This window comes from Glutamicibacter sp. AOP38-B1-38, from assembly GCF_052377485.1.
Lineage (GTDB): Bacteria > Actinomycetota > Actinomycetes > Actinomycetales > Micrococcaceae > Glutamicibacter.
On record NZ_JBQSWU010000011.1, the window covers coordinates 122,208 to 134,036 of the forward strand.

At 53.6% G+C, this 11,829-nt stretch carries 6 protein-coding genes and 1 pseudogene; 3 read left to right on the forward strand and 4 right to left on the reverse strand.

The annotated features are described in order from the left end of the window. Positions 1 to 16: 16 nt before the first annotated feature. Complete coding sequence (locus tag ACT3TP_RS08490) at positions 17 to 1,447, reverse strand: glycosyltransferase family 2 protein (RefSeq protein ID WP_444620386.1); 1,431 nt, start codon at positions 1,445 to 1,447, stop codon at positions 17 to 19. A gap of 79 nt (positions 1,448 to 1,526) precedes the next feature. Continuing rightward, entirely contained in the window at positions 1,527 to 5,099 is a 3,573-nt protein-coding gene (gene smc, locus ACT3TP_RS08495; protein WP_444620388.1) for a chromosome segregation protein SMC, read from the reverse strand. A gap of 150 nt (positions 5,100 to 5,249) precedes the next feature. Between smc and ACT3TP_RS08500 the strand changes: the two genes are divergently transcribed. Then, positions 5,250 to 6,062 carry a serine hydrolase domain-containing protein gene (locus ACT3TP_RS08500; protein ID WP_444620390.1) on the forward strand — a complete coding sequence of 271 codons (813 nt, stop codon included), beginning with the start codon at positions 5,250 to 5,252 and terminating at the stop codon, positions 6,060 to 6,062. Positions 6,063 to 6,754: 692 nt separating this feature from the next. Here the strand turns inward: ACT3TP_RS08500 and ACT3TP_RS08505 are convergent. Further along, positions 6,755 to 8,449, reverse strand: coding sequence for a hypothetical protein (locus ACT3TP_RS08505; protein ID WP_444620392.1), 1,695 nt, complete (start codon positions 8,447 to 8,449; stop codon positions 6,755 to 6,757). A gap of 345 nt (positions 8,450 to 8,794) precedes the next feature. After that, positions 8,795 to 10,342, reverse strand: a complete 1,548-nt coding sequence (locus ACT3TP_RS08510; protein ID WP_444620394.1) for a hypothetical protein — start codon at positions 10,340 to 10,342, stop codon at positions 8,795 to 8,797. Between the two features lie 362 nt (positions 10,343 to 10,704). Here ACT3TP_RS08510 and ACT3TP_RS08515 point away from each other — a divergent pair. Both ACT3TP_RS08515 and ACT3TP_RS08520 read left to right on the forward strand, forming a co-directional pair. Next, positions 10,705 to 10,899, forward strand: a pseudogene (locus ACT3TP_RS08515) (transposase); the annotation flags it as partial. A gap of 123 nt (positions 10,900 to 11,022) precedes the next feature. Continuing rightward, positions 11,023 to 11,829 (forward strand): transposase (locus ACT3TP_RS08520; RefSeq protein WP_444620396.1); only part of this gene is annotated, 807 nt, incomplete at its 3' end.

Genomic DNA, 11,829 nt, shown 5'->3' on the forward strand with positions numbered 1-11,829 from the left:
AGAGGCCCGGCGGGCGTTAGCCCCGCTGGGCCTTTCGTGTATCCACGCTCAAATATCCGTAGGCGGTGCGGTAGACCCGCACACCGGCATGGACCACCTCTCCGGCTTCCTCCGGGAGGGTGATCCGGCGGCGGTCCTGCTCGGAGTAGTGCACGAGTGCATTGCCCAAGCGCGGAATCTGCGCGATCAACGCGTGGTGCGCGAACTTAGCGACGTACGTGTGGGAATCGGCGGCCACCAGTTCGGCTTGCACGGAATTCTTCGACTCGCGGTCTTCGAATAGCAGGGCCTTGGGTACCGGGGCTCCGGCCGGTGAGGTCAACACGACTTCGAGAGTCGAATCGGCGGCGCGGATCTTCTCCACCACCGGGTTGGCGGCGGCCTCGATTTCCCCGGTGGCCAGGCGTTCCAGGGCTGCCAGGTCTCCGCGGGCAATGAGCTCGACCTTGACCAGCCGGGCAGGATTGAACACCGCCTCGCGGTCGGTGGCAATGAATTCGTTGAGGTATTTCCGGTGATGATCCACCCAGGCCTGGCGTGCCTCGGGCGTGTATTTCATGAAGCGCCGCCCTTCGTAGAAGGAGAGGGCCTTGCGTGTGAATAGTCCTGCCAGCAGGCGCCGGGTATAGGCCGCATCCTGCTGGGTGTGGTTGCGTACGGTCCGGGCAATGTGGCTAAGCGAAGCGACGTAGCCGGCCGGGTCGATTTTCCCTACGCTGATATTCTGCCCATCGGAGCGCAGCCGAATCTCGTAGTAGTCGTAGTCGGCGAGGATGCTGATGCGTTCGGCCGCTACGTAGGCCTGGACCATTGCCATGCCGTCTTCCAGGCGCACCTTGTCTTCGCGGAAACGTATCTGGTGCTGCTCGATGAGCTGGCGGCGAATCATCTTTTGCGGGGACAAAGAGGCCAGCACGAATTCGAGGGAGACCTCCGGACGCGTCTTGGCGAAGAATCCTTGTTGGACGCGGCGCCCGCCGATTCCGACCATCCGCGGTATGAGGATGTCGAGGTCATGGGTGGTGGCGTAGCTGGTCATCCTCCGCAGGGCTTCGGAGCCCAGACGGTCATCGGCGTCGCAGAAGAATACGTAGTCGCCCCGGGCATGGTCGATGCCGACGTTTCGCGGCTTGCCGGGCCAGCCGCTGTTTTCCTGATGGATGATTCGGAAGTTGGCGTTCCGCTTGGCGTAGATATCAAGAATTTCATCACCGAAGTCCGTGGATCCATCGTTCACTGCGATGACTTCGAACTTCTCGGCTGCCAGATCCTGGGTTTCCAGCGAATTCAGCAGCTCGGTGAGGTAGGGCATCGAATTGTAGACCGGGATGATCACGCTGATCAGCGGCGCCGTGCCGGGTTGTGCTTCCAGACCAGCGTTTTTCGAACCGGGCGCAGCCGTAGGAACAACGGTTTTATCCCGTTTACGATTACTGAACAATGCCATGGAACACCCGCATAATCATTTGTCACTGAATTCGACCAGATGGCCTATGGCCAGTATATCGACAGACGTGAAATAGATGCTAAACGGCCTGGGTCCGGGCCATCTTCTGGCTGATTACCGTGGAGACTCCGTCACCGCGCATGGTCACCCCGTAGAGCGCGTCGGCAACTTCCATGGTCTTCTTCTGGTGCGTAATGACAATGAGCTGGGAAGCTTCCCGGAGCTCCTCGAAGACGGTGATCAGGCGCCCCAGATTCACGTCATCGAGTGCGGCCTCAACCTCGTCCATCACATAGAACGGCGAGGGGCGCGCCTTGAAGATCGCCACCAGCAGCGCGACGGCGGTCAGCGAGCGTTCGCCGCCGGAGAGCAGGGAGAGCCGCTTGATCTTCTTGCCCGCGGGGCGCGCCTCGACCTCGATACCGGTGGTGAGCATGTGCTCCGGGTCGGTGAGCACCAGCTGGCCCTCTCCCCCGGGAAACAGACGCTCGAAGATTCTTTTGAACTGCACCGCGGTGTCGTCATAGGCCTCGGTGAAGACGCGTTCCACATGTGCATCTACATCCTTGATGATCTGCTGCAGATCGCTTCGCGACTTCTTCAGATCCTCCAGCTGTCCGCTGAGGAATTTATGCCGCTCTTCAAGTGCCGCAAATTCCTCCAGCGCCAGCGGGTTGACCTTGCCCAGGGCCGCGAGGTCCCGCACGGCCTTTTTCAGCCGCTTTTCCTGCTCCGCCCGGTCAAAGGGCTTGGTCCCGAGGAGATTACCTTCTTCATCCACGTTTTGGCGAAGCTCGGCCCATTTGTCATCAGGATCCGCTTCTTCGGGAATCAGCTGGTCCGGGCCGAAGTGTGCGATCAGGTGATCCGGGGAGAGCCCCAGATCTTCCAAGGACTTGCTCTCCAGGGCCTCGATGCGCATGCGAAGTTCGGCGCGCGCCATTTCGTCGCGGTGCACCGCGTCGGAAAGGCGGGCGAGTTCCGCGGTCAATTGCTCGGCTTCGGCCCGCTGGCTGGCGAGCAGCTGGTCCAGCTCATGCTGCTTGCCGGTCAGCTCTTCGCGTTCCTGGGCCGCCAGGCCCACCGAAACCTCGATGAACCGCAAGACGCGTTCGGCAGCTTGTGCCACGCGTTGCGCATTGGCCGCTTGCGCCCGGCGTTCCTCGGCACGGCGGGCGGCCACCTCGCGGTGGGTACGCTCGGCTGCGGCGGTCCGGCGCAGCCCCTCCACGCGCGAGCGCAGGGCGCTGACGCGTTCCTCGCTGCTGCGCAGGGCAAGGCGCGCTTCCAGTTCGCGCTGGCGGGCCGAGGAGGCGGCATCTGCCAAGGCTGCCCGCCCGGCATCATCTACGGCGTCTTCCTCTTGGTCTTCGGAAGCCATCTCCATGCGTTCGGTGATCTCTTCCAAGGACTCTTGCTCGAGTTCAAGCTTTTCCCGGGTCGCCAGAACCCGCTCGTGCAAGGTGTCCTTGTCGGTGCGTGCGGTGCGAAGCTTCTGCCCCAGCTTGGCCAGGTAGCTGGAGATCTCATCGATGCTGGCATCCGACTCGGCCAGCGCACCTTGGGCGTCCTCGTAAGCCAGTTGCGCCTCGGAGAGCACCGGGGCCCGGGCTGCAAGGCTGGCTTCGCAGGCTTCCAGCTCTCGCTGTGCGGTGGCCAGTTCGGAGGCCGTCTGCTCCACCAGGGCCTGTTGGGCAATGAGTGATGCCCCGGCCGAGTCCCCCACGGAGCTTCGCAACGCGGAGACCGTGGTGCCTTCCAGGGTGGTGAACTGAGCGCGTGGGTCGATCTGCAGCAGCGCTGCGGCTTCGGTGAGATCCTCCACGACGTAGTGGTGCGCAAAGAGCGCGTCCAGAAGATTGCCGATCTCCGGTCCCGCAGCGACGACGTCCCGGGCGGCAATCGCGGCAGATACTGGCGTCTGGGTGCTTGATTGAGTTGCCGAGGCATGGACAAAGCTCGCATGCGTGGCTTCGTCCGAGCCGATGGCCTCAAGCAGTTGCAGCGCCGACTCTTGATCCCGGGTGACCAAGGATTCTGCCGATTCGCGAAGGATTGCAGAAATTGCCTGCTCATATCCGGGAGTCACGGAAATAAGCTCGCCGAGGCGGCCCAAGATCGCCTCTGGCTCCCGCTGGATGATCCTTTCGGAATGATCGTCGCGTTTGGTGTTGAGCTGCAACGCATCAAGGCGGGCCTTCAGTCCGGAAATCTGGACCGACAGTGCGCGTTCCTGCGCGGCGGCTTCGGACTGTGCGCTGGTGTGCAGGGAGTAGTCCTTTTCTGCACGGTCGAATTCGTCGTTCAACGCGGATTCCCTGGCCAGTCGATGCTCCAGTTCCACCGACAGCTCGGCGTGCGACTTCGCGTCCGCGTCGAGATCCGCGTCAAAGGAGCGCAGCCCGTCTTCCAGGCGCGCAATCTCTGCACGCGTGACATCCACACGGCTGCGCGCCGAGGCGACTTGGGAGGCCAGGCGCGACATGCCTTCGCGGCGGTCGGCGGCCGCGCGCAGCAGCGCGGCCATCCGCTGCTGTTCGGCCCGCGATTGCTCCTCGGCCAGTTCCTTGGCTTCGATTGTCTCGGCGAGTATTTCGTGCCGGTCTTCCACCGATTCCTCGAGCTCTGCCAGCTCTTCGGCTAAGCGCTCCGCTTGGGATTCCAGCCGGTCCGGGTCGCGGCTTGAATCAAAGTGCGCTTGGTTGCCTTCCAACAGCTTCCCGCGTTCACGTGCTAAGGCGGCCAGGGACCGGAATCGCTCGGACTGGGTAGTCAGCGCCACCCATGAATCGTTGATCAGGCCGAGCCGTGGCGCCAGCAGCTCCATTTCGCCAGCCAGCTTGGCCACATGCTTCTTCACATGTTCCAGCTTGAAGTTGGTTTCTTGCTGGCGAGCTTGGATCTTGGTCTCGTCATCAATGTCCTGAGCCAACTTGTTATTCAGCGACACCAGGTCATCGGCGAGAAGCCTGGCTTTGGCATCACGCACATCGAGCTGCACGCTCTGCGCGCGGCGCGCAATTTTTGCTTGGCGTCCCAGCGGCGCCAGCTGCCGGCGCACCTCCGAATTGAGGTCTTCGAGACGGTCCAGGTTGCCCTGCATGCCCTGGAGCTTGCGGAGGGTCTTCTCCTTGCGCCTGCGGTGCTTGAGCACGCCCGCGGCTTCTTCGATGAAGCCGCGGCGGTCTTCTGCCGTGGCGTGCAAGATTCTGTCCAGCTGGCCCTGGCCGACAATGACGTGCATTTCGCGGCCCAGGCCGGAATCCGAGAGCAGTTCCTGGATATCCAGGAGCCTGCATGAAGAGCCATTGATGGCATACTCGGATCCACCGGCGCGGAAGAGGGTTCGCGAAATGGTGACTTCCGCATAATCGATGGGAAGCTTGCCGTCAGCGTTATCGATGGTCAGCGACACATGGGCGCGGCCCAATGGGGCACGTCCGGAGGTGCCTGCGAAGATGACATCTTCCATCTTGCCGCCGCGCAGGGTCTTGGCCCCTTGCTCCCCCATCACCCAAGCCAGCGCATCCACCACATTGGACTTGCCTGAACCGTTGGGGCCGACCACGGCGGTGACTCCGGGCTCGAATTCAAAGGTGGTTGCCGAGGCAAAAGACTTGAATCCGCGAACGGTGAGAGTCTTCAAATGCACGGCGTAAAGTTCCTATGTTTGGTGTTGTGTCGCTATGGTTGGCTAGGGTAATCCATCCAATCCTTGCTCGTAATTCTAGCGAAGCGATGCCTCGATTGGGTGTTTCCCGCTCGCTTTCACCAGAACGAACATTGAGGGATTGGTCAAATCATGAGCGTCTTAGCCGAGATCGAACAATGGCCGGTAGATAACGCGGTATCGGTCGTGGTCAACGAAGACGGTGCGATATCCGACCAGCACGGCGACGTTCAGCGCGTTTATCCATTGGCCTCCGTCACGAAACTCCTGAGCACCTATGCGTTCCTCATCGCTCTGGAAGAGGAGGCGATGACTTTAGAAGATCCAGCGGGTCCCGAGGGTTCCACGGTTCACCATCTGCTGACGCACACGGCCGGCTACGACTTCGACTCGACGACCATCCGTTTTGCCGTGGGAACCAAGCGAGGCTATTCGAACACCGGGTTTGAGGTTTTGGCTGAGCACCTGGAACGCGAAACTGGCATGAGCATGTCGGAGTACGCCCGAGAAGCGGTCTTCACGCCACTTGGAATGAGAGATACGGAGATTGCCGGAAGCTGCGCCAAGGACGGCAGGTCCACCGCGTCCGATCTTGCATTGTTCGCAGCAGAATTGCTCAATCCAACGTTGCTGGCTCCGCAGACCATGGGCGATGCGACCAGCGTCCATTTCGAAAACCTGGCAGGCATCCTGCCCGGCTATGGAAGGCAGAATCCGAATGATTGGGGTTTGGGCTTCGAAATCCGCTCCACCAAAAATCCGCACTGGACCGGCCCAAGCCACCCGGCAACGACCTTTGGACACTTCGGACAATCAGGTACGTTCCTGTGGGTTGATCCAGAGAATCGGCTTGCTTGCGTGACTTTGACCGATAAACCGTTCGGACAATGGGCCGTGGACGCATGGGCACCTTACAACGAGCAGGTACTCATCGAGTTCACTTAGGCGGTCCTAATTTGCGGCGAATCGGTTTAAACCTGCCCATCAGGAGTCGAATTACCAAGGAAAAGACTCATATAAATTCAATAAAGTTCTCAAATGAACCCGATGCGTTGGTTCACGGTTGATCAACCGCCGAACGCCTTCTGGGTTGACCTTCTTGATAATTCAGTATCTGAAATCTCAGCTATTAGAGATGTGCCGAGATTACACACTTAGCCGGACTGCGGGTACCATCAAGCCATATTTGGCACTGAACCGGCTGGTTTCCAAGCGCGAGATAATTCAGCTCGACGGGCCGAATATGCGCCGGTATGAGTATGCGGGAGCGCAAAGGAACGGCGGGCAGAGGTAAGTGTTAGCGCCAGTGCGTGGATTTCGGAGTGCTATCCGGTCCGCGCGCTACTGCTACCGTTTCGATACACTCGTGCTACCAAATACGTCTGCTAAACACTGTGTTTAGCAGATTGATTCGGTAGCGGGTGCGCGACGAAACGGTCTGTAATCTCGTCACATCGTAGACACCAAATCTCATCACTTCGTGGACAGCTAAAGGGCCGACGAGACTTTGGTGTTATGCGTTAACCTGGAATTACGCGATCGGGTGAAGGCCATGGGCGAGAGTTGAAATTACCTTTCACCGTTACTCAAATCATTGAGCATCAAGATGGATTTCAATAAATTCAATAGAGATGATCCTATTTTAGGAACCACAGCATTGCTGCGTAAAGATTAGATGCTTGTCGCAAGTGTACTCGATGAGTTGGTTCACGGTTCATCGTTAGATTCACCATAAGTGGATTAAAAGATTCTGAAATTTCATTTATGCCCACTTCAGCTACCAATTCTTTCAGCCCTGCCCTAACATCGCCATGTTGAGCCACAAGTCGTGGAGCAGTACGTAGTTCCTTCCCGAGAAGAACGTCTGATTCGCTGGGACTCTTGAAAATTGAACGGCTACCTCGTTGCGGAAACTCTTTACCTGGAAAATTGATCATTCGAGGATAGACGGAAGACTCATGCTTGAAATCCTGAGGAACAACTTTTCCTCTTACACGTTCATAATCCGGCTTGATTCGGGGCGAATCGAAAGGAAGACCCATTAAACTGGACTCAAAGAGATTCATCAAGTCAAAAAGTGGCACGTTAGAATTCTTTTCTTCAGAAGACCCGCGTAGACCTAGGCCCAGAAGAAATGGTGAGTACAGCGGATCAAATCGCGCAATAAATGGGGATAAAGATCGCGTAGTTTCACCAACAAAATATCTATTTTTGCCGAGAAAATAAGCTGCATCTAACGAAGACTCTGCAGGAACATTCAGAGTTCTTCCCTGCTCAACCAGAGCCTCCAACGAATCTAACGCGTAGTCATAAACAGATTCTGAAACTAGCCGCCGAGTTGGAAAGCTTCCAAATGATGCTTTACCAAACAACCTTTCAAGAGCAGATTTATAATTACCATCAAATACATTTCCTTTGTCGAACGCGCTCCGAAGAAACTCGCCATAGCCGCCCGACAAGACTAGATCATCACCGTATTCGAGCATGGGATGTGCGGGACCCGAAATGATCCCAGCAGTTTCAGTAAACGGGAGCGAGAGAAGCTCTTCAAACGTGTTGGGCTGGGAAGCAGATAGTAGGCCACTATGATCAGTCATTCCTAAATCGAAATGAGCGCATAGCTGTCTAGCAATAACTTTATCAGGTTCATTAACGTTTCCAGAACAATAGTACGCGAATTTATTAGCATTTCCTGAGCTTAAAAGTGCTCCCAGAACCAACCGCGAATCGAGACCACCCGTTAATTGTGAAATCCTAACGCTCGAATCATGCGACAAGGATGCCTCGATATTTGTTACGACATCTTCAGCAGCTTTAGAAAGGAGTTGCTCGTACGAAAGATCAGCAAAACTCAAATCCGAGTAATTTCTATACTCGAATTCTCGAATTCCGTCAGCTTTTACCGAAAGGTACCTATACGGCGACAAAGTCCTTATCCCGCTGTAGCTAGATTCGCCAAGACCTCCCGAGCTGCTAGCTACATACAGGGCAGCATAAGTTAGATCTTTCTTAAGCGTGACACCGTTCGACAGCAGGCTATCACGCAAGGACGCCAGGTCCGAAGATACTGCAAAACAATCCTCGGATTCATATATGTGGACAATGGATGACCCAAATGGGTCACTAAAGATCAGGATTTCTTGAGAAGCCGGATTAAGCAGATAAACAGTTAAAGAACCACGTATACTCGCTCCAATTTCTTCGTAGCTAAGTTTTGATTGATCGATTATATTCTGGGCATGAATTACTTCGCTTACCCAAGAACCATTGATGACACCATTACCGTGGACGGCAATAACTTTCGGTCGACTGCCCGCCAGCTTTGCTGACATATTCGTTATTTTTAGGCCATTAAATATAGTATGACTTAGTCTCTCATTGCGAGAGTCGCGTAAAATACATGGTGCGTTGTACATAATATTTATCATTCCTATCAATTGTATTCCTAATTAAGTTCTCTACTTCTTCGCGCATTTAATAAGTAACCCCTGGATGCAATTGTTTAGGGTGAATTATTGGATCGATAATGTCGAATTATATCTCCCTTACCCCTGTCAACAAGAGCGGAATGAATAATTGTAAGCATTAACTAAGATGAGCAATTATGCATTTGATATAAGTATTTTTCAGGCCGCTAAGACTATTCAAAATTGTTTAATTATTTACTTATGGACCACTTATGAACCTTCAATTCTGGCTGCAAGGTTTGACTGCTGAACAGGGATTCGCATGGTTCTCGTATCACCGACACCTACTTCGATTCCAATTTTCTCTATTCCGTATGATAATGAATTTTGATCAATCATCCAACTATTTTCTCTAATCAAAAATTCCTGCAAGTACTCTTCAACAAATGATAAGAACTTGAATCCTGTGGGTGTATTCTTTACGTATACGTTCCCAGCCAAGTGACGGACCCAGGGAAGCATTCCTCCAAGTACTCTTGATTTATAAAGGCTGATGTCGTTCGACTCGAGCCTCGCTATAAATTTCGTTATATCACCAGTTGGATAAAGATCGATATCTTGGATCCAAACAGACGTATCGTGTCGAGCCATAACTTTCGACGCGACCAAATATCGAGCCGATGCAAAGTAAGATTTCGGTTCTGGTACGTTGATTGGGAGACTGGAATAGCTTACTTCGAAATAAATGGCGTTATAATCGATTTTCCTAACTGAACATATTTCTTGTAGATGTTTAGAGATTAAATCGGAAATATCTCTAGCTTCGAATTCATCCGCGACTACGTGAAAATGATATTTCAACTCTGGTAATGTGGTCATGTAGAAAAGCACGCGAGTGAGATAGGCTCGTAAATACTTCGGATCCGCAGAATACAATACGACTGGGCCATCTGTCTTAGATAAAATATCATGCGAAGTAATCAATTTCAGATCAATATTTCCGATGTTCCTATCCTCCGGCGTCCCGAATGTAAAAATTCCACGAAGTAGTTCCGGTATTAGCGGCAAATCATCAACTCCGGCCATAAAATTGGTCCCCGTCGAATTTGCCGGCCTTGTATTTCGAATCACGTGGCCTACAATTTCCTGCAGCCCTCTGATTGCAACAAATGAATCGCATTCTAGCATTTCATTTAATACTAAACCTAAACCAAGCAAATCATTTTTTGCGGGATAACTATTCACTGAGAGGTCGATTTTATTACTTGATAATGATTCATGTATTTTGGATATATAATATACATATAATATACTGTTCATTATAGTCGAGCCATCGTTGATTGGGTGTCTCGAAGATAGCTTGGATCGTATCTGAGATAAAAAGGATTTATCATCTGTTTTGAAACTTCTTATATCAGGGAGTATATTCGTTGTGAGTGGCGCTAGGCGCGAATTTACATTTTCAGGCGTTATCCAACGCCATGCATCAACAAGATTTAACAATTTGTTAAACTCTACGTCGTCATCAGCGTGTTCTACAGATTGTGAAAAATAGGGAATCAGGTCAATAATTCTATGTAGAGAATTGACTCTCACTCGTTCCGTCAGTGGGTAATTCATGCCATCTATGTTTTCATCAACCCATGCAACTACAGCATTTTTATTTGCTCCCGGAAGTTCTGCAGATGTTACCTTTCTGGACTTATCAGCTTGTATTGCATAAGAATTAGATTCGCCGGAGTGAGAATTCTTAAGGCGAAGGATTAATTTAGATTCCTTTGAAGATTGCCATTCTTTCGCAACTCTTACCTCGTACATATTTCCCTTTAGGTCCATTCGTTGAACGACGCCATCCTTCTCGCTTGAGGATGACTGATTTAGTTTTGTTAGATGGTCAGAATATACAGCAGGTCTGCACGATATGAGTATAGATTGTTCATCTTACTTATAGGCAGCCAAGACACAGGATCAAGCTATAATTTTCTGATTTTGCCATACTAAGTCACTTCATGTGAATGGTGTAGGACACCTAGCCCAGATTTTTTCATGAAGTCTCTGACAGCCGCCGAAATCCAATACCCAAGATTTTCGATGGCCGTTTCTGATTCCGCTCATGCCAAAAAGCGCCGGTTTGAGCTGTCATGATGTTGTGAGACACGCGTTTGTAGGAGAATGAGTGCATGTCCAAACGTCAGAAATTCACCCCTGAATTCCGTGCAGAAGAGGTAGAACTGGTGATCTCTTCCCAGAGAACCCTTGCGGAGGTCGCTGAATCACTGGGAATCAATGAAGGACCCTTGGGCAACTGGGTTCTCACCTTCAAAACAGAGCATCCCCAGACGGAAACCGAGGAACGCGGCCCAGTTGAATGGGCCTAGCCCGGGTATTTCATGACGACGGCAGTCATTGACTCACTTAAAAGATGAAAAGGTGATCTGAACTGGGAAAATGGGAGTGTCTAAGCTTCCAAGATACCCGTTCGAAGGATCACCTTTTCTGTGAACCATTCTACCCACGTTTTCCCTGCTATCCCGACCCAACTCACCGGTCAATCTCTGGTCTCCCATGCAGGGTTGTCGGTGCTGACCAGCATCCTGAACGCGGTGGACTTCCGCAGGCTCTGCGAGGACCGGTTCAGCCAGTTCGTGCCCGCTACCGCAACGCACCGGCCAGGCAAGATCCTCGGCGCACTGGCCCTGTCCTTGGCGGCCGGCGGTGAACAAGCCACAGATATTGACCAGCTACGAGCCGCACCAGAACTCTTTGGCTCCGAAGCGTCGGATGCCACGATCAGCAGGTTCATGGGCCGGATCAAAGAACAGCCAGAAGCATTCTCCTACGGGTTCGCCACCATGACCCGCAGCCTGCGCTCCAAAGTCTGGAATGCGGCCGGACCGCGGAATCCAGCCCAGCTGGCCACGGCAGCCAATCCGCTGATTATTGACCTCGACGCCTCGCTAGTGCATGTCCACTCTGAGAAGGAAAACAGCGCTGGGACGTATAAAGGCGGGTACGGTTTTTCACCGATGATTGCCATGGCTGACTACGGCAAAGCCAACGGCACCGGCGAAGTCCTCGCCGTGCAGTTGCGCCCGGGAAACCGGGGCGCTAATTCCGCCGCCTCGCATATCGAGGTGCTCGGCCAAGCGCTGGCTCAGTTGCCTGATGATTTCTATGACGAGCACGGGAACCTTCGTGGTGAGAAGATCCTGGTCCGTACCGATAGTGCCGGCTCCTCCCGGGAGTTCTTGCACCACCTGGATTCGCTGGGGATCCAATTCTCCACGTCGTATTCGCTGCCGGTT

Coding starts and splice junctions, on each gene's coding strand:
- ACT3TP_RS08490 (WP_444620386.1), bottom strand. CDS start 1,447: ATGGCATTGTTCAGTAATCGTAAACGGGATAAAACCGTTGTTCCTACG.
- ACT3TP_RS08500 (WP_444620390.1), top strand. CDS start 5,250: ATGAGCGTCTTAGCCGAGATCGAACAATGGCCGGTAGATAACGCGGTA.
- ACT3TP_RS08505 (WP_444620392.1), bottom strand. CDS start 8,449: ATGTCAGCAAAGCTGGCGGGCAGTCGACCGAAAGTTATTGCCGTCCAC.
- ACT3TP_RS08510 (WP_444620394.1), bottom strand. CDS start 10,342: ATGTACGAGGTAAGAGTTGCGAAAGAATGGCAATCTTCAAAGGAATCT.